Origin of the sequence: Ruminococcus sp. YE71 (assembly GCF_900119155.1) — a bacterium.
GTDB lineage: Bacteria > Bacillota > Clostridia > Oscillospirales > Ruminococcaceae > YE71.
In genome coordinates this window covers 58,874-81,512 of sequence record NZ_FPIR01000020.1, presented here as the reverse complement: position 1 = coordinate 81,512, position 22,639 = coordinate 58,874, and the positions used below count along the sequence as shown (strand labels likewise).

At 48.3% G+C, this 22,639-nt stretch carries 22 protein-coding genes and 1 tRNA gene; 9 read left to right on the top strand and 14 right to left on the bottom strand.

Going from position 1 to position 22,639, the window contains the following annotated elements:
- From BT142_RS18540 to BT142_RS15700, 7 genes are all read right to left on the bottom strand, one after another.
- Positions 1 to 245 (bottom strand): type II toxin-antitoxin system RelB/DinJ family antitoxin (locus BT142_RS18540; RefSeq protein ID WP_139182267.1); only part of this gene is annotated, 245 nt, incomplete at its 3' end.
- A 63-nt stretch (positions 246 to 308) separates the two neighbouring features.
- Positions 309 to 1,244: a ParB/RepB/Spo0J family partition protein gene (locus BT142_RS15725; protein ID WP_072419135.1), complete on the bottom strand. Its 936-nt coding sequence runs from the start codon at positions 1,242 to 1,244 to the stop codon at positions 309 to 311.
- A gap of 4 nt (positions 1,245 to 1,248) precedes the next feature.
- Positions 1,249 to 2,031 carry a ParA family protein gene (locus BT142_RS15720; RefSeq protein WP_072419134.1) on the bottom strand — a complete coding sequence of 261 codons (783 nt, stop codon included), beginning with the start codon at positions 2,029 to 2,031 and terminating at the stop codon, positions 1,249 to 1,251.
- A 196-nt stretch (positions 2,032 to 2,227) separates the two neighbouring features.
- Positions 2,228 to 2,920, bottom strand: coding sequence for a hypothetical protein (locus BT142_RS15715; protein ID WP_072419133.1), 693 nt, complete (start codon positions 2,918 to 2,920; stop codon positions 2,228 to 2,230).
- Positions 2,921 to 2,923: 3 nt separating this feature from the next.
- Positions 2,924 to 4,258 carry a replication initiator protein A gene (locus BT142_RS15710; protein WP_072419132.1) on the bottom strand — a complete coding sequence of 445 codons (1,335 nt, stop codon included), beginning with the start codon at positions 4,256 to 4,258 and terminating at the stop codon, positions 2,924 to 2,926.
- An 11-nt stretch (positions 4,259 to 4,269) separates the two neighbouring features.
- Positions 4,270 to 4,533, bottom strand: coding sequence for a hypothetical protein (locus BT142_RS15705; protein WP_072419131.1), 264 nt, complete (start codon positions 4,531 to 4,533; stop codon positions 4,270 to 4,272).
- Between the two features lie 5 nt (positions 4,534 to 4,538).
- On the bottom strand, positions 4,539 to 4,751 hold the full coding sequence (locus BT142_RS15700) for a hypothetical protein (RefSeq protein WP_072419130.1): 213 nt from the start codon (positions 4,749 to 4,751) through the stop codon (positions 4,539 to 4,541).
- Between the two features lie 83 nt (positions 4,752 to 4,834).
- Between BT142_RS15700 and BT142_RS18855 the strand changes: the two genes are divergently transcribed.
- The 7 genes from BT142_RS18855 to BT142_RS15665 all read left to right on the top strand — a co-directional run bounded on the left by BT142_RS18855 (position 4,835) and on the right by BT142_RS15665 (position 11,343).
- A complete protein-coding gene (locus BT142_RS18855) occupies positions 4,835 to 5,239 on the top strand; it encodes a hypothetical protein (protein ID WP_139182266.1) in 405 nt (134 codons plus the stop codon).
- Positions 5,240 to 5,329: 90 nt separating this feature from the next.
- Entirely contained in the window at positions 5,330 to 6,154 is an 825-nt protein-coding gene (locus BT142_RS15690; protein ID WP_175545511.1) for a PP2C family protein-serine/threonine phosphatase, read from the top strand.
- A 224-nt stretch (positions 6,155 to 6,378) separates the two neighbouring features.
- Positions 6,379 to 8,493: a glycoside hydrolase family 36 protein gene (locus BT142_RS15685; RefSeq protein ID WP_072419127.1), complete on the top strand. Its 2,115-nt coding sequence runs from the start codon at positions 6,379 to 6,381 to the stop codon at positions 8,491 to 8,493.
- Entirely contained in the window at positions 8,415 to 9,221 is an 807-nt protein-coding gene (locus BT142_RS15680) for an AAC(3) family N-acetyltransferase (RefSeq protein WP_139182265.1), read from the top strand. The genes BT142_RS15685 and BT142_RS15680 overlap by 79 nt, the downstream gene beginning before the upstream one ends.
- 145 nt (positions 9,222 to 9,366) lie before the next feature.
- Positions 9,367 to 9,651, top strand: a complete 285-nt coding sequence (locus tag BT142_RS15675) for a DUF2325 domain-containing protein (protein WP_072419125.1) — start codon at positions 9,367 to 9,369, stop codon at positions 9,649 to 9,651.
- A gap of 113 nt (positions 9,652 to 9,764) precedes the next feature.
- Positions 9,765 to 10,976 (top strand): 6-phosphofructokinase, encoded by a 1,212-nt coding sequence (locus BT142_RS15670; protein WP_072419124.1) that lies wholly within the window; start codon positions 9,765 to 9,767, stop codon positions 10,974 to 10,976.
- Positions 10,977 to 11,259: 283 nt separating this feature from the next.
- Positions 11,260 to 11,343 (top strand) — tRNA-Leu (locus BT142_RS15665).
- Positions 11,344 to 11,634: 291 nt separating this feature from the next.
- Here the strand turns inward: BT142_RS15665 and mcrC are convergent.
- The 7 genes from mcrC to BT142_RS15630 all read right to left on the bottom strand — a co-directional run bounded on the left by mcrC (position 11,635) and on the right by BT142_RS15630 (position 19,495).
- Complete coding sequence (gene mcrC / locus BT142_RS15660; RefSeq protein WP_072419123.1) at positions 11,635 to 12,696, bottom strand: 5-methylcytosine-specific restriction endonuclease system specificity protein McrC; 1,062 nt, start codon at positions 12,694 to 12,696, stop codon at positions 11,635 to 11,637.
- Positions 12,686 to 14,845 (bottom strand): AAA family ATPase, encoded by a 2,160-nt coding sequence (locus tag BT142_RS15655; RefSeq protein WP_084659524.1) that lies wholly within the window; start codon positions 14,843 to 14,845, stop codon positions 12,686 to 12,688. Before BT142_RS15655 ends, mcrC begins: the two co-directional genes overlap by 11 nt.
- A gap of 259 nt (positions 14,846 to 15,104) precedes the next feature.
- A complete protein-coding gene (locus BT142_RS15650) occupies positions 15,105 to 16,682 on the bottom strand; it encodes a recombinase family protein (protein ID WP_072419122.1) in 1,578 nt (525 codons plus the stop codon).
- Positions 16,683 to 16,770: 88 nt separating this feature from the next.
- Positions 16,771 to 16,953, bottom strand: a complete 183-nt coding sequence (locus BT142_RS15645) for a hypothetical protein (RefSeq protein WP_072419121.1) — start codon at positions 16,951 to 16,953, stop codon at positions 16,771 to 16,773.
- 335 nt (positions 16,954 to 17,288) lie between these two features.
- Positions 17,289 to 17,711 carry a hypothetical protein gene (locus BT142_RS15640; protein ID WP_072419120.1) on the bottom strand — a complete coding sequence of 141 codons (423 nt, stop codon included), beginning with the start codon at positions 17,709 to 17,711 and terminating at the stop codon, positions 17,289 to 17,291.
- Positions 17,653 to 18,120, bottom strand: a complete 468-nt coding sequence (locus tag BT142_RS15635) for a hypothetical protein (protein ID WP_084659522.1) — start codon at positions 18,118 to 18,120, stop codon at positions 17,653 to 17,655. The genes BT142_RS15640 and BT142_RS15635 overlap by 59 nt, the downstream gene beginning before the upstream one ends.
- A 361-nt stretch (positions 18,121 to 18,481) precedes the next feature.
- Complete coding sequence (locus BT142_RS15630; protein ID WP_072419119.1) at positions 18,482 to 19,495, bottom strand: hypothetical protein; 1,014 nt, start codon at positions 19,493 to 19,495, stop codon at positions 18,482 to 18,484.
- A gap of 739 nt (positions 19,496 to 20,234) precedes the next feature.
- Between BT142_RS15630 and BT142_RS15625 the strand changes: the two genes are divergently transcribed.
- Entirely contained in the window at positions 20,235 to 20,579 is a 345-nt protein-coding gene (locus tag BT142_RS15625) for an ASCH domain-containing protein (RefSeq protein WP_072419118.1), read from the top strand.
- Positions 20,580 to 20,883: 304 nt separating this feature from the next.
- Complete coding sequence (locus BT142_RS15620) at positions 20,884 to 22,506, top strand: RNA polymerase sigma factor (protein ID WP_072419117.1); 1,623 nt, start codon at positions 20,884 to 20,886, stop codon at positions 22,504 to 22,506.
- Positions 22,507 to 22,639: the final 133 nt, after the last annotated feature.

Below are 22,639 nucleotides of genomic sequence, written 5' to 3'. Positions count from 1 at the left end.
TCCTTTTTAGCATCTATTTCATCCGTTACCGTACCCGAAAAACTCATAAGAACATTCAGCGCATCCGAATTGACCGCGCTTTCAGTTTTTCTTACAACAAACGGCATACCCTGTTCAGAAATGCTTTGTCTTGCAAATATTCTTACCGCTTCAGCAAATGAAGTTCCGAGATCCTTGTAAAGCTGTTCGACCTGTTCCTTCAAAGATGCATCCATTCTGACTTGTAAAGTAGCTTCCTTTGCCATAACGCCACCTCCTTGTAATACTATTGTACTACATTTTTGCGCGTTTGTCAAGTCCTATGATGATTATTCTTCGTCTGAGTTTTCCTCACTTTCATTAAGCTCCACGCCGAAGTGTTTTGCAAGCAGATTTGTGACAAGCTCATTCAGTTCTTCCTCGGTATGCTCGTTCACCTTTGCTTTAAGCTGCAAATTCTCAATGTCATTGTAAAGTGCTGTCTTGTACTTTTTCTTTTTCTTGCCGGATTCAAACGCTTCGTCGATTTCCTCCATTGAAGATGCTCCCGAAAGAATGATCTTAACGAGCTTTTTGCATTTTGAAGCATTGAATGCCTTGCCGACCTCATCCACATACTCAGCGAATAACTTCTGCTGATTTGTGTCAAGCTGTTTAATATCATCGACAGCGCCTATCGCTACGCTTTCATCGTCGATCAAAGCATTGATACGGTCATCGAGCTTCATCATGATGAGATAGCGGTACAGATGGCGCTCGGAAATATCGAACGCCTTTGCGATCATGCTGTTGGTAAGTTTATCCTCACAAAGATCGCTCTCAGATGCCGCCTTGTACTCGACAAGTATCCTCATCATATCGGTGGGCTTTGGCTTGCCATGATGAACATTCGATTCAACTACAATGCGGTATGCCTCCCAATCGCTTACATTTACTATCTTGCACTCAATGTCCCGAAAGCTGCATTTCCGGCAAGCTCTGTAACGATGGTGTCCGGCAAGTATCTGATACTCGCCGTTCTCTGTCTCACGAACCACGATAGGCTCGATAAGTCCGTTTTCCTCAATGCTCGCCGCAAGTGCTTCAACCTTGTCATCGTCTATGGTAAACGGCTGTGCGCCGCCCTTGCTGTCGGTGTACTCCTTGATCTTGCTCATTGGTATCATGAGCTGTTCGCCGCTGTCAGCGGCATCTATAAGCTGTTGTACATCACTTGCATGGGACTTTCTGTTTTTATTGCTGTCCGCGATCTTATCGAAATTCATATCATCAACCCACCCTTCTGACTATTTCATCCGCTACGGCACGGTATTCACTTGCGGTCTTATTATCCTTAGCGGTACTAAGTACGGCAGCCTTTTCTCTAAGTGAGGTATCAGCTCTTGCCGTGCGCGTAATAGTTGTGTCGAAGATAAGCCCATCGTAGTTCTTTCTCATTGCATCAATCGCAGCAGCGCAGTTTTTAGTGCGCTCGCAGAACGTGAGGAGTATTCCTACGATTTCAAGGTCGGGGTTAAGCTCTTCCCTTATGTCCTCGATCTGATTTATCGTATTTGTCAGCGGTGCAAAGTTGAACGGAGCCGCCCAACACGGAATAATCACGCTGTTCGCGGCACATAAGGCATTATCAACAGTAATATCCACGCTTGCGTTACAGTCAACGATGATATAATCATAATCCTCGAAAACCGCGAATCTTGAAAGCACTCTTTTCAACACCGTCTCCTGACCGCGCTTTGCAAGTATCACTCTTGAAAAAGCGTTCATGTCGGTGTTGTTCGAGGGGATAAGGTCGATACCGTTCAGCTCGTTGTGGATAATGTACTCGGCTGCCTTTACCGGCTGCTTGTTAGCCAGCTTCAGCATCAGATCGGCAATGTTATTCTCGCTGTTGTAGCACCCGAAAAAGTTTGAAAGGCTCTCTTGCGGGTCGAAGTCAATGAGAAGTACCTTGTTTCCCTTTAGAGCGAGCGCCGCTCCGAGATTGACACAGGTGGTAGTCTTTCCGCTCGACTTCTGATTTGCTACGGCGATGATCTTTGTGTTTTTCATAATAACACAGTCCTTTCTTTAAAACGATGGTTCCTCTTTTTTACGATTTTATCGGCACGGTGCGGCAGGCGAAGAACCGTGTGTTACCTGCCGCGAGGTGTTGCAATCACCTTTGTGCCGCGAGAGCATTTTCACACCCTCGGCAATACCGTCCGTGAACGGCATTGCCCGGAGTATGAAAATGGGCAGCTTGTTTTTACAAGCTGCCGCCTTTCATTTTCTGATCTATTTCTTTTAGTTCCATATCAATTTTCTTTCTTTGCGCAAGTAGTTGTGTTCTTCGTTCCATTAGCTTTTTAACAGCACTGTCTTTTACAGACGGCTGTTTTTCTTTTTCTTGTAAAGGGAAAAAATAGAAAGGCTGCATAGCTTCCCACACGGCAAGAATGTCGTATGCTTCATCAAGCAGCGACTTGCTTTTTTCGCTCTCAATGCCGTAATATTGCATCATAGCATCAAGTGATATATCATCGACATTTAATTGGTTAGTTGTGATCTTGAATGTGCTATTAAGTAACTCTATCTTGATTGGCTTGACCTCTTGATCGTTTTTTGACTTAATCGAATACTGTGAATCCTTACCGGATGGGAGATTACGAGGAATCAGTCTTTTTATCGCCTGACCACTGAGGATTGATTCTAAGAGCGTGTTATCTTGATTGGCTTTAACTATCAGTGTTTCAATTTTCGGGTCTGTGAACAGCTTATTGGCTTTTGTCATAACCTCAGCTCGATTATCATCATTTACTGTATCAACGTGTAATACTATTTCGCTATCTGCCTTGATAATTACAATTCCGTCCAATTCTGAATCTGAAAAACTCCCTGGATTTTCCTCGATCCTTTCTTGTACCGCAAGGATACACGCCGTTGAGCGTTCTATTGGCATTGTTCATTCTCCTTTTTCAAGTGCTGTGCTGTATAATGCTGTCAGTTGATAGTTGATATTTGTAGGCTTTCCATACTCTGCTACTTTTTCGACTGTATCAATCAAATCAAAATCGTCTATTGCATCAAGTAGTTTATTAAATCTTTCTGCTGAAACTGTATCACCGCCGAGACTGAACGAACGGTTCATATCTTTCGATACCCATTTGATGAGCCGTACCATCTTGCGGTATATGTCGATTCGTCTTTTTTGCTCTTGCGGATAAGCCGCAAGGAACACGCTTAAATATTCGATGAATCCTTGCTCGTCGAAACGAACGTCAGATTGTGAGCTTTCGCTTTCTAATTCTAAATCTTTTAACTCAGTTTCTTCTAATTCTATTCTTCTAATTACATTAATGTGTGTTGTGTCGGTTTTGACACCTGCTGTTGTGTCAGTTTTGTCACCTACTGTTGTGTCGGTTTTGACACCTGCTGTTGTGTCGGTTTTGACACCTTCTGTTGTGTCGATTTTGACACCTACTGTTGTGTCGGTTTTGACACCTACTGTTGTGTCGGTTTTGACACCTTCTGTTGTGTCGGTTTTGACACCTATATCAATAGCATTTTTGACATAGATTACATTTTCGCCATTTACGAATCCTCTTTCAATGAGATCGGCTGAAATAAGTTTATCAAAATAGCGGATAGCTGTACTTCTGCTACATCTTTCTTCGCCAAAAACATCTTGCAATTCCTTAACGGAGAACTTAACGTATATATTTCCATTTTCATCATGATAGCTGTCGCTCTGCATCGAAAGCAGACAGCGGTTAAGCAAAATCGCATAGGTTATTTTGACGTTGATCGGCAGATAATAAAAAACGCTGTCCTTATCGAACAGCACAAAAGGCATCATTATAAAGTCCCTTGACTTAGTTGAATCATAAAGACCATTCTTTGTTTTACGCGATTTATCTTTGATAAAGTCAACATAATCATTGAGATATAGTCTGTACTGTGCGCCCTTATGTCCGTTAAAGCCGCCGATCTTTGCGCTGCGCTCGATCAGACCGAAATCCAACAGTTCTTTCATTATCGCTGCCGCTTTATGCTCGGAAACGTTCATGCTTTCGATTATTTCTTTCCGCGAAAAATAAAAAAAGACCCTGCCGTTTTCATCACGATAGGTCTTGTTGTCGATAGATCTCTGATGCCTGTTCTCGAAGAGAGAATACGCAATTTTTGATTCGCTGCTAAGAGTGGTAAACGAGCTGTCCGTCATCAGATAACGGTATAGCTTAAAAAAACGGAATTTACGGCAATTGGTAGTGCCGACATTGAAAAAATCGTAACTCATGGTGTCACCCGCTATTCTTCAAAGTATATTTGTCCGACATGACCGTCAGCTTCATCAGGTGCGTCGTAGTCATAGACACGAAAACCAAACGGTTCAAGATCGGTTAAGCTGCTGCGAATCTTACGGATATATTGTCTGATAGTTTTTAAAGAGTTAGCGCAATAGCCGCCAACATGAGACTTGCTGTAATCACCTTTGAGATGATCGTAGCATCCGCCGATTCCGGGGCTAAGTTCAGGATGCCTGACATCGAATTCAAGAAAATATCTTTTCATCTGTATCACCTCAGACTGTCAAGAATAGGCATTGTAGCAAGCATACGATAGCCGCCATCGTCATGTACCATGTATCCGGCTTCAACAAGAGTTTTTATGTTTGCTTCTGCTTCCTTCCTTGAAAAGCCGCACTCTTGCTTAAGCAGCTTGCACATCGAATCAAGAGACATTTTGCTGCCCACAATGTAACGAGCATCGGGTTTGATAATCGCTTTCATTTTCATACCTTCTTTCTTAAAATTTAATAGTCTTTCAATTGTACTATTTTATCTTTTATGATAAAATAGTAAACGTGCAATCTTTGAGACGCTTTTTTCGGGACGAAGAGGCCGTGGGTTCGAATCCCGTCACCTCGACTGAAAAACCTTGCTGGATAACAGCAAGGTTTTTTCTTTTCCCTGCCGCAACAAACGAAGCGTCCCCCACCTTCAAACGTCTTTTTGGCAAGGGGCAATCCATTGAAGAAAAGAACTCCAAACTCCCCCGCCAACACTATCTAAAGAAGAACAACACCCCTTGCCAAAAAGCATCAAAAGCTTTAGGAAAGGGGTTTGGGGGAGAACCCTTTTTCAAAAGGGTTTCCCCCAAGACGTGCTCCCCCCCAAAAAAACACACCAATCGGCATTTTTCTCAAAATCGGCACACGGGAGGGGAAAATTTTGTTGGATTTTTGCATTTTGCTCTTGAAAAAAGCTGTGAAGTGTGATATAATTTTTATCGGACACACGCTAAGGATGGGGTGAATGTTATGTCGGAGTCGGCTATTGTGAGACTGCGAACAGCTTTTCGGGAATACATGAGGGATATTGAGGGGCGCGCTTCGGATCTTCTGGGGGGCTGTCTGAAAGTCAGCTTCGCCACCGACACGGGCGCGGTCAGGGACCACAACGAGGACAGCTTCTACATCGGCGGCAGGATAAAGCACAAGTTCGGCGAGAGCGAAGTCGGGGAATACTGCGAACCCTGTTCGGAGACCTACGTCTACGGCGTTTTCGACGGACTGGGTGGCGAGGACTACGGCGAGGTCGCTTCGGCGATAGCTGCCGAGCTTCTCGAACGGTTCAACGCGCGGCTGAAAGCGGCTTCGGCGGATATGCTCGACAGTATCATGACCGAGTACGCCGACCGTGCGAACGCCGCGATACTCGATATGCTCGCCGAGCACAACTCCGACTGCGGCGGCAGCACCTTCACGGCGATAATCGTCAAGGACGGCGTCGCTTACCCCTACTACATCGGCGACAGCAGGATCTATCTGTACAGGGACGGCGCCCTCACGCTGATAAGCCACGACCAGACCCTCGCACAACGGCTCGTTGACGGCGGCTACATGACCGAAGAGGAAGCCGACGGCAGCTACGAGAGCCATGTGCTCGTCAGCTTTCTCGGCGAGGACAGCGACAGAAAAGGTCTCGAAGTACAGCGCTGCGAGCCCGTAAAGCTCGAACAGGGCACCGTGCTGATGATGTGCAGCGACGGACTTTCCGATATGTGCAGCAGCGCCGACATCGCCGAGGTTATCTCCGAGCACGACTCCCGCACCGCCCGCCGCCTCGCCGACCGCGCCGTCGAAAAGGGCGGCTACGACAATGTGACTGTTGTGACTATTAAGGCTAAATAGCTTTTTGTGCTGACGGGCAGTTTTTCCCGGGGGAAACCTTTCTGAAGAAAGGTTCTCCCCCAGACCCCCTTCCAAAGACTTTTGATATTGGGGTTGTTGGATGTAGGGGGGACGTTCGGCTGTAACCATTTCAAGAGACTTGTTCTGAACGTTTTACAAGTTAGATTTTTATGATGGGGGCTTGCCCCCACTGCTTTTATGGATTTGAATGAATAGAGGTAAATATGAGACGTATCGAGATATCCGAAAACGGGATAAATATGGTCATTGAGATAGATGACGAGAACAGGACGCGGCTGCTGCATCTGTCGCCGCTGCCCTTCGATGAGAGCACCCTTGAGGGCCGCTCGGGAACGCTTGGGTTCAACATGGTGGAGGTGCAGATGTCGGGGCTCGACCGCGCAGGCGAGCGCCACGGCAACAAGTATATCATCACGGCTCCCGGCTACACGCTGAGATTCGCGGGCATCAACGACACCTGCGACCAGCAGGGGCGCATCATCGAGGTCACTCAGACCGACGAAGGCACGGGGGTCGAGGTGGTATCGCATTTCAGGTTCTTCAACGGCGTGAGGGCTGTCCGCACATGGACGACCGTCACCAACAAGGGCAGCGAAACACAGACCCTTGAATACGTTTCGAGCTTCTGCCTGACGGGCATCCAGAAGGACGGCGTTCTCGATGAGGACGACAAGCTGCGCATCGGGGTCTGCCACAACTCGTGGTTCAGGGAGCTCCAGTGGAAGACCTACACCCTGCCTGAGCTGGGTCTTGCGAGAAGTCAGCCGCAGGAGTGGCTGCACTCATCGAAGGTGTTCGCCTGCACCAATGCGGGCAACTGGTCGAGCAAGGAGTACATCCCGATGGGCTGCGTCTCCAACACCGAGACAGGCACGCACATGGTGTGGCAGATAGAGCACAACGGCAGCTGGCACTGGGAGATAAGCGACCGCGAGGGGCATCTCTACCTGCAAGCGTCGGGACCCAGCGAGATAGAATCCCACTGGTCGAAGGAGCTGAAAACGGGCGAGAGCTTCGAGAGCGTGACCTGCGGCGTGGCGTTTTCGGACGAGAGCTTCGATGACGCGATCGGTGAACTGACACGCTACCGCCGACTTATCCGCCGCAAGAACCGCGACAACAAGACCCTCGCGGTCATCTTCAACGACTACATGAACTGTCTGTGGGGCAATCCCACAGCCGAAGCGGAGTTCCCCCTCGTGGATGCGGCTGCCGAATGCGGCTGCAACTACTTCTGCATCGACGCGGGCTGGTACGCCGACGGGTTCTGGTGGGACGAGGTCGGCGAGTGGAAGGAGAGCCGCAAGCGCTTCCCGAACGGTCTGAAAGAGGTCACCGACTACATCCGAAAGAAGGGCATGATACCCGGCGTGTGGCTTGAGATAGAGGTGGTGGGCATCCACTCTCCCCTGCTCGACCGCGGGGACGTGGACGACAGCTGGTTCTTCATGCGGCACGGCAGGCGCGTGTTCGACCGTTCGCGCTATCAGCTGGACTTCCGCAATCATAAGGTTCGCGAGTACGCCGATTCGGTCATCGACAGGCTGGTGAAGGACTACGGCGTGGGCTACATCAAGATGGACTACAACATCGAGCCGGGCATCGGCACCGAAACGGACGCGGACAGCTTCGGCGACGGACTGCTGGGGCATGAGCGCTGCTATCTGGCGTGGCTGGACGGAGTGTTCGCACGCTATCCCGACCTCATCGTTGAGAACTGCTCCTCGGGCAGCATGAGGATGGACTATGCGATGCTGTCCCACTACTCGATACAGTCCACATCAGACCAGGACGACTACAGGCGCTACGCCACCATCGCCGCGAATGCTCCCCTTGCGCTGACCCCCGAACAGGCGGCGGTATGGAGCTACCCCATGCAGGGCGGCGACCGTGAACGCACCGTGTTCAACATGATAAACTCGATGCTGCTGCGCATCCACCAGTCGGGACACCTGGCGAACATCGACGACGACAACCGCGCCCTCGTCAAGCAGGGCATCGCGGTCTACAAGCAGATACGCGCCAACATCAGGGAAGCTGTTCCCTTCTGGGCGCTGGGCACATCTGGCTTCGGGGACGGCTGGGTGAGCCTCGGTCTGCGACGCGAGAACTGCGCCTACATCGCGGTATGGCGGCGCGAGACCAACGGCGACAGCATCTCGCTGCCGATAGATTTCCTCAAAGGTGTGCAGGTCAGAGTCGAGTGCATCTACCCCGACTTCAACGAGGAGCGTTTCCTGTGGAACACCGCTTCGGGCAGGCTGAGCGTTCAGCTGAGAACGCAGAATACGGCGAGACTGTTCAAACTGACATGGTGACTAAGGAACAGCTGAAAAACGCGCTGTCGGAGCTGGGCGTGTCGAGGGGGATGACCCTCGAAGTTCACAGCTCGCTGTCGAGCTTCGGGGAGCTGGAGGGCGGCGCTCTGACCGTCATCGACACGCTGAAAGAGCTGGTCACGGAGGAGGGCAGCATCTTCATGCCCGCGCTCCGTCTAAGCCCCGAGCTTGAACTCACCGACAAGGACAGACGGCTCGGCATCACCGTCAAGATAAAGGTACTCGACCCCGACGCCGACCGCACGGCTATGGGCATCGTTGCGGACACCTTCCGAAAGCTGCCCGACACCTTTACGGGACGGGACACCATCAGCACTTCGGGATGGGGCAGGCACGGCATGGACGCGCTCACGGGCGGTCTCGACTACCCCATACACAACGGCGGCAAGGCGCTGATGCTGGGGGTGGACATCTACAAGCTCACCGCCATGCACTACGTTGAGGACATCACCCCCGAGGAGATAAACGCGAAATTCGCCCCGAGCGACGAGGTGAACGCCGTCTATCCCCCCGACAAGTGGTTCATCGAGACGGGACATCCGCCCGTCAAAGCATGGTACACCATTCAGCGCATGGCTTACGAGCGGGGACTCATCAGAGAGAGGATGATAGGCAGCTGCAAGGCGATGTTTTTCGGCATATGGGACGTGGTCTCGATATACGAGAACGAGCTGCGACGCGACCCCTTCGGGCTGTGGGGAATGTAAACAAACTGTAAATCCTGCTCTTTCTGCTTGACATTCGTGGACGAACATGGTATGATATGTATGTGGTTAGATGCAACTAACCACATATTTTGAAAGCATAGTTAGCATATGCTAATTAACAAAGACCACAGAACAGGAGTCAAAAATGAGTATAGTAGTAGTAGGCGGCAACGACCGCATGGCGACCCGATACAAGGATATCTGTAAGGCTTACAACTGCAAGGCAAAGGTGTTCACTCAGATGCCTGCGGATTTCGGCAGCAAGCTCGGCACACCAGACCTCATGGTGGTGTTCACCAGCACCTGCTCGCACAAGATGGTCGGAACAGTTGACCGCAAAGCCGAAAAGGAACGCATCAAGGTAGTGCGCTGTCACAGTGCAAGCGTAAGTGCGCTGAAAAACGTTCTTGAGACCCACTGCACGGGATGACAAAATAATCGTCACTCCGACCGATAAAACCGTCACTATGCCATCTTGCACCGACCGTACAAATGTGATATAATAGAGATAATGCATTGAAATATACGAAAGGTTGGGAACATATGAACATAGTGATCGCTCAGTCGGGAGGACCTACCTGCGCGATAAACGCCTCGCTGGTCGGGGTGTTCAGGCAGGCTCTGAAAACTCCCGAGATCGACGCGGTATTCGGCTCGCGCTGCGGTATCGAGGGTATCATCAAGGACGAACTGCTCGACCTCAAGCGCGTCATCCGCACAAATGAGGACATGGAGCTTCTCCGTCAGACACCTTCGACGGTGCTCGGCTCCTGCCGCTTCAAGCTGCCGCCTCTGGACGACGACAGCGAGGTACAGCTCTACGAGAAGATATTCTCGACTCTCGACAAGCACCGCATAGAAGCATTCTTCTACATCGGCGGCAACGACTCGATGGACACCGTGCAGAAGCTGTCGGAATACGCAAAGAAGATAGGCTCGGGAGTGCGCTTCATCGGCGTGCCCAAGACCATCGACAACGACCTGCCCGTCACCGACCACACCCCGGGATTCGGTTCGGCTGCGAAGTACGTCACCGCGACGGTACAGGAGATCATCCGCGATTCAAGCGTTTACTCCATCGACTCGATAACCATTATCGAGATCATGGGCAGACACGCAGGCTGGCTGACCGCTTCGACCTGTGTGCTCCGCGCAAATGACGAGATCGCACCGCACCTCATCTACCTGCCCGAATGTGAGTTCTCGGCGGAGAAGTTCCTTGAGGACGTGAGAGCTGAGCGTGCGAAGCATATGGCGCTGATCGTGGCGGTATCCGAAGGCGTTGAGCTGAAGGACGGCGACGATATGCGCAGCGGCGCGGTGGACAACTTCGGTCACAAGTACCTCTCGGGCATCGGCAAGGCGCTGGAACAGCTGGTACGCGACAACATCGGCTGCAAGGTGCGCTCCATCGAGCTGAACGTAATGCAGAGATGTTCGAGCCACATCTGCTCCAAGACCGACATCGACGAGGCCGAGGCTATCGGCGCTGAGGCAGTCAAGGCGGCGATGCGCGGCGAGACTGGCAGAACAATGGTATTCCACAGACTGTCGGACAAGCCGTATGTGGTGACCATCGAGAGTGCGGACACTTCCCTGCTGGCAAACAAGGAGAAGTTCTTCCCCCGCGAGTGGATAAACTCCGCCGGCAACGGCATCTCGGACGAAGCGATAAAGTACTTCCTGCCGCTGATACAGGGCGAGGTAAACATCGCGATGCGCAACGGTATGCCGCTGCATTTCAAGCTGAAATGATCGTTTCACGGACGCAGGAATGCTGTGTCCGTGATTTTTTTCAATTTTTTCAAAAAAAATCTAAAAAAGGGGTTGACAAACCGAAAATCTTGTGGTATAATAGTTATGTTCTTCGGAACGGAACAAAAATAACGCAGGTGTGGCGGAATCGGCAGACGCGCTAGCTTCGGGTGGCGTAACGACAGTGCGGTTATTTAGTCAGCTTGCAAAATGCGAATCGGTGCGAAAGCATCTCGCCTCGGTAACTGGATTTGAGCCGAGTGAAAATTTCAAATTCTTATATGCAGGTGTGGCGGAATCGGCAGACGCGCTAGCTTCAGGTGCTAGTGATCGCAAGGTCGTATGGGTTCAAGTCCCTTCACCTGCACTACTTGAAACCCTCGTAAACACGTTGTTTACGAGGGTTTTTCTTTGTCTATCAAACACTCTTATTATCTATGAAGCCTTTTTTTGAGACGGTAGTGCGTCTGCCGAGGGTTTTTCAAAGCCGCGTAATTACGGCGTATTTACGCTCGTTGGTGCTGTCGTTTCACGAGACAGCCTGCGCGTCTGACAAGCTAAAATGTTTGTATATGTATCGAGCCGCAGATGTTTAGGTCAGTACCAATATAACAATACTGTAAGTAGCATCATAAAGTTTTCTGAATTAGCCTACTATTTATTTAAAGCATTCTTCCGCTATGTTGTCAAGTTGTATCCTCAATTTATCAAAAGAAACATTCAGATCCAGCGTCCTCGCCCCGATACTATTCCCACCGATCACAAATGGCTCGCCCTCCGGAAACATCTCGTCCTCGGTCTTGGCATAAAGCAGAAGCCCCGACACATTGCCGGTATTTTCTTTATCCATGTTCTTTACATAGGCGAATATCTGATAGAGGTGTGCTGGATTAATAGTCTGTTTTCCGAAGTTTTCATTAAATATCTTTTTGTAATACTTAGTGTCGATTATCAATGTTTTATCACTATGCTTATCTTTCAACACGATATCGGTTTTCATTATCGGAAGAAAACTGATCAATGAATTCTTATCTTCAGATTCCTCACTCCACTTCATAGTTGGTGCTGAAACCGATAGTTCTTTATGCTCCTGATTAAAATATTCAAAAACAAAACGCTGAAAAAGCAGATTCATTTGCTCATCCGAAAACTCAATAAGTTTATACTGTCCATCATCAGTGGTCTGCAATAGATGTTTCAGCACAAGATAGCAGATATTGAGCAGCAGCTCATAGTTGCGGTTATTTCGCTGATAGATGAGCCTGTTCCATGCGATATGATCGGTCTGTATCAGTTGGACATTTCCAAAGAATACAATCAGCTTTTTGAGTGCCTGCTTCCGTTCCGGTGCAACGTCCTCTGCTCGGATAAGCCTGTGTATCGTGACTTTCAGTATCTGATTATAGAGGTTGTCCTCGGAGAACTCATCAAATTCGCAGGATAGTTTCTGCTTTTGCTGAACCTTCAGCTGTATCGTGCTGTTCATGTTCAGCTTTCCACGCATAACAGAAAGTTTTTCCTGCATCGGGACATATTCACGATATAAGCCCTGTTTCAACTGACGAGAAACGCCTTTTTCCAATATCGCCGCAAAGAGGTCATGTATCTTGTCGAACTTTTCCCCAGCGACATTACGGTAGTCCTCCTGCTTCAAAATTTGAAAAGCATAGGACAGCATATAGTAGATGTTCTGGATAAAAATGCCCTTATCAACCGTCATATTCCTCACCTAATACCTGATACAGAGCCTTTGTCCATTCATCGAGCTTTTTATCGTTATCGAACCAGTATTCTTCAATAAGCGGAATGATCTCATATTCGACCACATTACGCACCCACTCATCATCAATAACAGAGATGTTTTCGGGAGCAAAATAGCTGTGACCGATCTCAAAGCCTTTGCCGAGAGTAGTATCCTTACGAATGACACTATTCAGCTCTCTGATTTTAGCGATAACAGTATGATACATCTTACAAGAAATATCCAATGTATAATTACCAAAGCCGTTCTTGTCCTCATTTTCAAAAGCAGGCTGCATCGTATAGAAGCTAAAACGTCTGCGGAGAGCGTAATCTATCATGGCAAGACTGCGGTCGGCGGTGTTCATCATGCCGATGATATGCAGATTTTCGGGGATATAGAAAGCCGTTCCGCCATAGACCAGATTTAGCTTGTGCCTTTCTCCGCGCTTGTCAGTCTCGATCAGCATAAGCAGTTCACCGAATATCTTGCTGAGGTTACCTCGATTGATCTCGTCAATGATAAAGAAATACGGTTTGTTGGGGTTTTCTTGGCATCTGATGCAGAAGTTATAAAACACACCACTTTGCAGTTCAAATCCGCCGCTGTCATTCGGGCGGTATCCCATGATGAAATCCTCATAGGAATAGTTCTGGTGGAACTGCACCATACAGATACGGCTTTCGTTCTTCTCGCCAATAACAGAATACGCCAGACGTTTTGCAGAGAAAGTCTTTCCGACACCGGGCGCACCCTGCAAGATGATATTTTTCTTTCTGAGGACGAGAGAACGAAGCTTGTCGTATTCGGATTCGGTGATGAATACGTCATTTAAGAATTCCTCTTTTGTATATAGTTCATGATATTCGCCGGTTTTCAAATCAGATAGTTTCAATCCAAAATAAGGCTCTAAGATCAGTTCTTCAAAAAGTGCATTTTCAGTAACTTTCACACAAGTTGAGTTGTAATTTGAAGTCCACCATTTTTTTACACCGTTATATTTGTTCCTATCCTTTGATTCTGCTATCAACTTATATTCTCTTTCATACCAGTTTTCAGCATTGTACTGTTCTGACATTTCGGGATTTGGCTTTGGTAAATCATTCAAGAATTGTCCAAATAATACTATCTCAGCGCCATAACACAGATAGAAATAGTCACCGCTTTTGATCTGTGTCATAAAACTTTCGCCCTGTGAAATATTAGATGTAGCCAGGGCTTTTGTGTAACGATGCACTGTAACTACTTTTCTTTTTTCGAGCGTTTCTCTTAATTCTTCCGGAACACCGGTACTGTTTGTACCATGGCTTATTTTCCAGATGACAGGTGCATCAGAATTATTATCATTATTCAAATCTGATTCAGCATCATAATTATAAGATGTGGTGCTATTGTTGCTTTGCGACCATGCATAATAAGACATAGAGGGAAAGCTGGTATATATAAGTCCGGCAGTCTGAAAGGCTTCTTTGCATACTGCACATAACTGCAAATATGCATCCGCTGAAGGCAATCCTCCCTTATATGCAGAAACCATTTTTCTTACATTGTCTGGGATTGAATTGCTGTTTTTGAGAAAATCAGTATTGCACGAGTCCAGATTCAAATAATGATACGGACGGATCCAGAAAAGCCCTATTGATAAATTACGGCGTATGCCTTTCTGCTTTTTTACAATATCGTAGTACTTACAAAATTCAGATAGATTTGATTCTGACTGTTCGTCAGCATAGTTCAAAGCAGCAATGAAAATCTTCCAGAGGTTATCAATATCCTGTTCGCCTCGTTCACCAACAAAACAGTAAAAGGTAGAACTCAAATTATTCAGGATAGGAATCCCGTTAAAATCATTAGGAATACCAGCAGTGATATGTAATTGCTCTGCCAATGCAGTGCAAATTGCGATTCTCGTCTTTTCCTTGATTTTTTTATTGAAAAGCCCGAACACTGTAAAAGGATCAAGATCAACCGGATGCATTCCATCCTTTTCAAGCGTGGGCAAAGGAATGCCTATTTTATCATATACATCAGTAATCATCTGAATCAGCTCCGAACGGTTATCCGAATAGTTTTTCAACTTATCCGCCAGTTCCATATAAAATGGTATCCATGTGTATTGATTATCCACGATATTCTATCCTCCTCAAAATGAATTGCATTTGTCAATAATAGATAGTTTCTCTTATCATTATAGCATAGTCATGATGAAAAAGCAACACTATTACTAAATTAGACGATTCATGAACAAGCACTCTTCCAGCCCGTACAAGAGCTTAATCATTTTTGTGAAGAGAAAGGCAGCGTAACCGATAAGGTTACGCAACCATATTTTCAAATCACAAAATGTATTTATGAGCATTCATCTTCTGTCTGTGGCTTTTTTGCGGTTACTCGGGCTTGACGTACACCGCCACCGAGCCGTTCCAGTTACCGTTCATCTCGAAGTTGATGTCAAGGGACTTGTCCCCGTTCTGGTGGATGGTCACCTGCCGAACCAGCATTCGCAGGTGTGCGTCGCTGATATTCCCCTCCTCCAGTATTTCCTCGATGACCTCCGAGGTCTTGGTGAGGCTTTTTCGGCGTTCCTTGCTCACACGGTCGAACTCGCGGCACTCGTCGATCTTCTGCCGGAGATCGGCAATCTGCTTCTCTCTGTCCGCAATCATCTTGTTATAGAGATCGCTGTGGGCGCGGTCGTTCATGCGGTCGATTATCAAACCCTCGATCTCGCGGTTCAGACCGTTGATCTTAGACTCATGCTGTGCAATCTGCCGCTCGTATTTCGGCTTATTCTTGTTCCACTCGCGGACGATGCTGTCGTACTTTTCCGCTTCGGCAAGGATATTTTCTTGCAGTCTCCGGACTTCGTCAACGATAAGCTCGTCGAGCTGACTTTCGCGGACCCGGTGCGGTGTGCAGTAGCTTTTGCCGTAGCGGTGGTTGCTGTTGCAGCTGTACTCGACGTACTCCGAGCCGTTCCATCTGCGGGTCTGAGCGATAAGGCTCGCCCCGCATTCGGCGCATTTTATCAGACCGCAGTAGCGGTGTATTTTTCTGCCGCCCGATGCCCGCGGTCTTGTATCAGCCCTCTGCGTCATCAGGAACTGCACGGTGTTCCAGACGCTTTCCTCGATTATCGGTTCACAGAAGTTTGGGTGGCGGAACTGTTCTTCGGATGGTATGAAAGTTTTGGTCTTGCGAATTTTGTTGGAGACAGTCTTGTGGTTGACCATCACTCCGATGTACAGTTCGTTTGTGAGGATACGCTTGACCGCCGTCTGAACCCACAGGTATTTCTTGCTGATATCGGGTTTCCAGTCGGCAAGACGGCGGCGCATATAATACTCGGGCGATTTGACGCCGCGCTCGTTCAGCGTTTTTGCTATCGTCGTCATGCCGTAGCCTTCGATATACAGCGCATAGACCTCGCGGATTATTTCTGCGGCTTCGCTGTCGATGCAGATTTTGTTGGTGTTTTTATCCTTGTAGTAACCCATCGGCAGGGTCTCGATCAAGCCTTTGTCCTTCTGTTTCTGACGAACTCCGGCGCTGACCTTGCGGCTGATGTCCTTGCAGTACAGATCGTTGACGATCTGCTTGAAGCCGATGATGAGGTCGTCGTTTTCGTTGGAGCTGTCGATGCCCTCGGTGACCGAGATCATGTTGACCTTGTTCTCGGTGAGATAGTCGAGGAACAGCGCGGTCTGAGTTCTATGACGTCCCAATCTACTCATGTCCTTGACAAGTACCGTGTCGATGAGTCCGCTGTCAACAGCCTCCTCGATCTTGATGATGCCATCACGCTCGAAGGTCATACCGGTGACATTGTCATCGAAGCTCTCGCCGACGATCTCGTAGCCGTTTTTCTCCGCATAGTCAACGATGATCTGCTTCTGGTTTTGCAGGCTGTTCATCTCCTGATCCTCGTCACGCGACAGCCTGAAATATAGCCATGCTCTTTTCATGTGATTCCCCTTTCTGAAACTTGGTGTGATGCGCAGGTCGCCCCGGCGCAACTACACCATACCACGAACGTTATCACATATCCAGCTTTCACGCGGAATTTTCAGAAAGTTCTACCTTTTCGACAGAAGCCTCTGCCGCTGATTTGGGCACACTACCCTGCTCGAGATAGCTTCGTATCAGACCCTCCATGAAAATATCGAAGGACTTTTTGTCTCCGTTGTATCTGAAAGTTGCTGAATTGATGTTCGGTGTTTCTGCCTTTCTCGGCATTGGATCACGCTCCTTTGGGTTGCGGTTGTTGTGCGGATGTGATTTGAGTTGTTCATTTATTATCTGTCCTTTCGTTTATATATCTCACCAGCAGTTGCCGTTATGGAAACACCTGTGGGGTACGATAACTGTACCCCATCGGGACTGAACGGTTTGTTCGCCCCTTTCGATGACGGGATAGTACCGAATTCCCATTTTGGGAACTCGGTAGCGTTCTGTCCCTGAGTTATCTGTCATAGTGTTTCACGACAGCAGGTGCAGTCTCGATTTGAAGTTGCATCTTTCGGCTACTGAAACGGTACTTAAACTCAATACCGTTTCGGTATGAGCGTACTCTATTCATAGGAGTCCTCGTCTGTTATCCCCTCTGCTAAGTTGCGAGTGATGAGGTCATCGAGATTGATTTTTCCTCTTGTCCTGCGAACATTGTTGACCGCTTCTCTGCGGATTTCCTTCAGCTCGTTCTTGCTGACATCGAATGTGTCCGCGAGGATTGCTATCAGCATCTCGACTTCGACTGCGTATCGGAACAAACCTTTCGAGATTTTTGTTATCCCGTCATCGCTGGCGTGAGCGATGCACTCCGCGAGTTCTGGTACAAGCACATCACACTTGTCAGCAATCACTCTTGTTGCAAGAAACAATTTCAATGACTGCTCTATCAGTTCCGAGCGGCTTATTTCATGCTTGGCACAGTAGTCATCGCACTCCGCAAGCACTTCGCCTGACGCATAAATTCCGGTTCTTATCTTCTCCATGTTCAGTCCTCCCTCTGATATCTGTAGGCGCTTTTGAAATCGATGATGCCGTTGGTCTTGCGCACGTCGTTGATGCACATCCGCGCAGGTCGTCGATTGTCTTCTCATCGACATCGTTGAGTGCCGCGATGATATGCGACTGCATCGCCGACTCGACCGCCAGCTTGAACAACGCCCTGCTGATGCGCTGTTCGCTGCCCTTGACGATTCCGTCCATGACAGCCGCCACAGTTGCGCCGAGATATTCCATCATGTTGTCCGAGCGGCAATCGAGATAGCCTGCGTAGAACTTTATAGCCTTCTCGATGAAGTCGCTCTGCGATTTTGCATTCGCCGCCGCCATGTGGGTGGTCATCAGCTCTTTGGTGTCGGGATAGAGCCATACCGCCTGCTTTTCCTTGTTTGCCATCGAAATCCCTCCTTAATACTGTCCGACTTTTCTTTTTCGCTGATAATTCGGTCGGTAGTCTGTTGCATTACCCTCCTGCGGTAACACATTCCAAACCCACAACCCCTTGAAATACTGCACAAAACCCTCGAATTGCGGTCGGCTTTGCCGTCCGCTGTGAGTGCAGCGTTCACGCTGCTTTAACCTGCAACTCTACTAATTAGCGATTTCACTGCCATTGAGCCGGGTGGTTTGTGCATTATGCCGACTGCCGTTTATTGAATCATTTTTGCTCATCTCCGTTCATTTTTTCATTCGCCGTACCGCGCCCACAAACGCCGACAGATCGCTTGTGTGGCGTTTATCGTCGGCGCTCGGCTGTTTACCCGACCTCATCGCTCGGAGGGTACAAATCGCCCGACAATCGCTGTTCTATCTGTCGCTTGTCGAGCATCGCCACGTTCACGACCGTGTTGGAGTTGTCGCGTATCGAAATAGTGTTGCGACTAGTTCGGGACAGCAGCAGACCCTCGCTGCGCAGCTGACGGAGCAGCTCATTTTTGCTTATCGTTAAGTGCTCACCCTGCTCGGTGCAGAGCTTTCGCACCTCTGAATGCGCTGCGTCGGCGAACAGATAGTAGTGATCGCTGTCCTGCAAGCCGATGCAGTTCTTCAGTCGCGGCTGCGCTTCGAGACCGCGAGTTTCGACATAGCATCGACCACTGTCGAGGAGACTCCGCAGCTTCTCACAGAAACGCGTGGTCGGATTCTCGTTGACGATGATCTCCGCGTTGAGTGAACAACTTTGCAGTAGAACGCTATCAAACACTTTTGTATGTCCGCTGACTTCTTGCGCGGTGAGCTGCTCATAGTCGTGAAGGAAGCCATCAGTGCTGCATGGATTTGTGAAGTTGTAACTTCTCAGCTTGCCTTGCAGTTCGACCGTGAGGTCATTGTCGGGGCGCGGCATCAGGAACACCCACTCGCCGTCGATCTTGCGCCAGCCGGTCTGCGAGAAGACCGTTTCGTTACGCACCGGCTGCTTGGTCTGCATGATCGCGTGGCAGACTTTTGCGAGGACATTTTGCTTCGGGGCGACGGCGCCGTATTGCTCCCAGCGTTGCAGCAGCCACTTCATCGACTGCATCTCGTCAGCAGAAACAGTCTGCTCCGGCAGCGCCAGTCCTGTTTTGTACGTCGCAGCGATGAGGAACAGTTTGCGCTGTTCAATGCCATCATCGTGCGTGATCTCTGCTTTCAGCACCGGCACAAAGTCTGCGAACTTGACATCTACGAGCTGGTCTTTGATCGTGACCTGCTCGTAGAGACAGCCGTCCTTGACAATGTACGGTTCGTTGTAAATCGTGTCATTGTAGCGTGAATTTTGTTCGTTCAATAGATCGACCTCCTTATTTTTCTTTTCGTATTACAGTATTACAAAACGCAGAAAAGCAAGTGTTTTCGGGCATTTGGAACACTTTCGTCCGCATTACATCCGCATTACTGCGACCTACAAATCGCATTACACGGCAGATGAAAGCACCTTGCAGGAACAGTTCTGCGAAAAAATGCCCCGAACACGTTGCTGTGTTCGAGGCAAATTTGCTTTCCATTATCTATATGTGCAGTTTGTGAGAAAAGGCATAAAAAGTCTGAACATTTAATTTTCGTCCCGCAGGACATTTTTTACACGCATTACAAGGCGGCATTTGTAAGCACTTTGTAAGAACAGTTTCCCAGGGCGCATTACTGCTAAAACGACAGTTTTGCGGGCTTTTTGCGGCTTGTATGCACTGTAAGACGGATTTATGGAAATAGAGAGTGCCCCGAGCGCTTGTGGTTTGTTCGGGGAAATATCGCTTTACATTATTTATATGTGCCGATTTTCAGAAAAGGTATAAAATCGCCGGACATTTATTTTTTATCTTGCAGGACATTTTTCTCTATCTATTGATTTGACGTTCGCGGTGTGCTATAATAATTGTAAGCGGAGATATTGAGAACTATGGCAACAATGGCAGAGGTCCTGTCTGGTGGTATCCTATGGAGAATATGTATTCCGATGACAACAGACCGAGCAAGGAACAGCTTGCCGATATGAAACGCAGGCTGCTTGAGGAACTGGAGAAACTGATATGACACACAAAATGAACCTGAACCCGTCCCCGTTTGAAAACATCAGAAACGGCACAAAGACCATCGAGCTGCGTCTGTACGATGAAAAGCGCAGAAAGATCAAAATTGGCGATACGATCATTTTTACCAATAACAACAGCAACGATGAAACGCTTGAAGTCAAGGTTGTAGGGCTTCACATTTTTGATTCGTTTGAAGCGCTGTATGACAAATTGCCGCTGCTGAAATGCGGGTACAATGAGCAGACTGTTCAGACCGCAGCGCCAAAGGATATGGAAGCATATTATTCCAGAGAACGTCAGCAGGAATATGGGGTCGTGGGAATAGAGATCGGACGGTTATGAAAATAACGAGGTGCTGCTTTTGCCCGCCTATGAATCGGTGAAGCGTGATGATATTACCAACATGAGCAGTGAGATACTGCTGATAAGGCGAATGTGCTTGGCAAGAGCGGTTATGTGCCGAAGTCAACTACGGCAGAAAGCTATGAGATATATTGGGTCTGAAAAGATTAAGTGATTTCGGCATACCTGCCTTATTTGGGTATGCCGTTTTCTTGAAAAAAAATTATTATATAATAAAACCCACCCAACCTTTTCGGATTTCTCCGCACTATATATATGAAAACGCTTCCGGAGGGCTTTCAGAATGGATAAGAAAACAGCAGACAAGACAATATTTGAGTACCGAGACAGGATATTCGGCTTTGCGCTTGACAAGACAAGGAATGTAGATCAGGCACAAGAGCTTGCATCTGACATAATGTGTGAGGTGTACAGCGCTTTTCTGAAGCGCGGAGATATCGCCAACCTTGACGGCTATGTTTACAGGATAGCCGGAAACGTATGGGCAAAGTTCGTACATAAGCTCGAAACGGGCAGACAGTTTGAGGACATAAGCAATATGGAGATAGCCGCCCCCGAGGATAACAGCGAGGACGAGCTTGCAATGCAGCAGCTTTTAAGGCGCGAGATAGGCTATCTTTCGGGGCGGCAGAGGGCTGTCATCTATATGCACTATTATGACAAGCTGACTGTTGCCGAAATCGCAAAAAGGCTTGAAATATCCGCCGGTACCGTAAAATGGCACTTGTCTGACGCAAGAGAAAAGCTGAAAGAGGGAATTGAAATGAACATCGAAAAGAACTTAGAGATCAACCCGATATATTTTACCGATATGGGGCACAACGGTTACACAGGCAGCAAGGGTGATACCGCCGATATTTTTGACTCAGCTATCAAGATGAACATCGCATGGGCTTGCTATCACGAGCCGAAAACCTTGGAGGAAATATCCCGTGAGATAGGTGTTCCGCAGGTGTATGTATGCGATCAGCTTGTGGCGCTGGTCAGGTTCGGGTTTATCGACAAGCTGGATAATTCAAGCAACCCAAAGTACCGCACCAATATGCTGATCGACGATCTGCGTGATACAGATGGCGACGAAGAGCGTGACAGGATATTTGATGAGGCGGCGAGCGTGCTTGCAGAAAAGTATATCCCGAAGATCTTTGCCAATTTCGAGACATCACCTGACCGCTGGGGAATGACCTGCGACGGTGATGATCTGAACTTTATGAAGTACAGCCTTGTGATGTTAGCCATAAGAAAGCTGAGGATAAACAGTAGCGATGTGAGCAGGTATGCAGTTGAACGCCCCGACGGCGGCTGTTTCGTGGCATATGCAGGCGTTGCAGACGGCAGCTTCAAGCCGAAGGAATACAAATACTGGAGCTGCGGTGATATGACAAGGGGGAGCATAGACGGAGACCTCCCGACCAGAAACGCAAGCCTTCAGGTGGACTGCTGCTATGCCGACAGGCAGGGGCGCTGGCGTGATAATCTTGATACCGACTGGGACTCGCTGACAAAATTCATCAACCGGGGAAAGGAGAGTCTCTCACCCGATGAATACAAAAGGCTCATTGACAAGGGCTATGTTTTTGAGGACAGACCCCAGCCCGTGATTGTAAGGACAGATACGGATAAACTATCCGATATTTTGTACACATATTGTGATGATAAGATCGTCGTTCCCGAAGAGATAAGGGCTATGTGTACCGAAGTCGATAAGAAATTCATTGAATTCAATCTCAAAAAACACCCAAAGCATATGCACGGTCTTATCAGAGAGTTTTACACCAATATCCTTGGCGCTATGACCATGCTGCCCAGAGTGATCGAAAAGCTGCTTGAAAGCGGTCAGCTGGAGCCGCTTGCAGACATTCAGAAAAAGAGCGTATTTTCTGTGCTGTTTCCGGCAAATAAATAATAATGAATGCGGCATACCTACCTTGTGTGGGTATGCCGATTTTCACTTTAGTTGAATTTTTATCATCAAATAAGTGATTGACCTTCGCCCAAAATGTGTTATAATAATATCAACGACGTCGGAATAAACACAC

What these genes read in the sequence shown, in the direction of transcription:
- BT142_RS15725 (WP_072419135.1), bottom strand. Translation starts at nt 1,244, where the DNA reads ATGAATTTCGATAAGATCGCGGACAGCAATAAAAACAGAAAGTCCCAT.
- BT142_RS15720 (WP_072419134.1), bottom strand. Translation starts at nt 2,031, where the DNA reads ATGAAAAACACAAAGATCATCGCCGTAGCAAATCAGAAGTCGAGCGGA.
- BT142_RS15715 (WP_072419133.1), bottom strand. Translation starts at nt 2,920, where the DNA reads ATGCCAATAGAACGCTCAACGGCGTGTATCCTTGCGGTACAAGAAAGG.
- BT142_RS15710 (WP_072419132.1), bottom strand. Translation starts at nt 4,258, where the DNA reads ATGAGTTACGATTTTTTCAATGTCGGCACTACCAATTGCCGTAAATTC.
- BT142_RS15705 (WP_072419131.1), bottom strand. Translation starts at nt 4,533, where the DNA reads ATGAAAAGATATTTTCTTGAATTCGATGTCAGGCATCCTGAACTTAGC.
- BT142_RS15700 (WP_072419130.1), bottom strand. Translation starts at nt 4,751, where the DNA reads ATGAAAGCGATTATCAAACCCGATGCTCGTTACATTGTGGGCAGCAAA.
- BT142_RS15690 (WP_175545511.1), top strand. Translation starts at nt 5,330, where the DNA reads ATGAGGGATATTGAGGGGCGCGCTTCGGATCTTCTGGGGGGCTGTCTG.
- BT142_RS15685 (WP_072419127.1), top strand. Translation starts at nt 6,379, where the DNA reads ATGAGACGTATCGAGATATCCGAAAACGGGATAAATATGGTCATTGAG.
- BT142_RS15675 (WP_072419125.1), top strand. Translation starts at nt 9,367, where the DNA reads ATGAGTATAGTAGTAGTAGGCGGCAACGACCGCATGGCGACCCGATAC.
- BT142_RS15670 (WP_072419124.1), top strand. Translation starts at nt 9,765, where the DNA reads ATGAACATAGTGATCGCTCAGTCGGGAGGACCTACCTGCGCGATAAAC.
- mcrC (WP_072419123.1), bottom strand. Translation starts at nt 12,696, where the DNA reads ATGACGGTTGATAAGGGCATTTTTATCCAGAACATCTACTATATGCTG.
- BT142_RS15650 (WP_072419122.1), bottom strand. Translation starts at nt 16,682, where the DNA reads ATGAAAAGAGCATGGCTATATTTCAGGCTGTCGCGTGACGAGGATCAG.
- BT142_RS15645 (WP_072419121.1), bottom strand. Translation starts at nt 16,953, where the DNA reads ATGCCGAGAAAGGCAGAAACACCGAACATCAATTCAGCAACTTTCAGA.
- BT142_RS15640 (WP_072419120.1), bottom strand. Translation starts at nt 17,711, where the DNA reads ATGGAGAAGATAAGAACCGGAATTTATGCGTCAGGCGAAGTGCTTGCG.
- BT142_RS15635 (WP_084659522.1), bottom strand. Translation starts at nt 18,120, where the DNA reads ATGGCAAACAAGGAAAAGCAGGCGGTATGGCTCTATCCCGACACCAAA.
- BT142_RS15625 (WP_072419118.1), top strand. Translation starts at nt 20,235, where the DNA reads ATGACACACAAAATGAACCTGAACCCGTCCCCGTTTGAAAACATCAGA.
- BT142_RS15620 (WP_072419117.1), top strand. Translation starts at nt 20,884, where the DNA reads ATGGATAAGAAAACAGCAGACAAGACAATATTTGAGTACCGAGACAGG.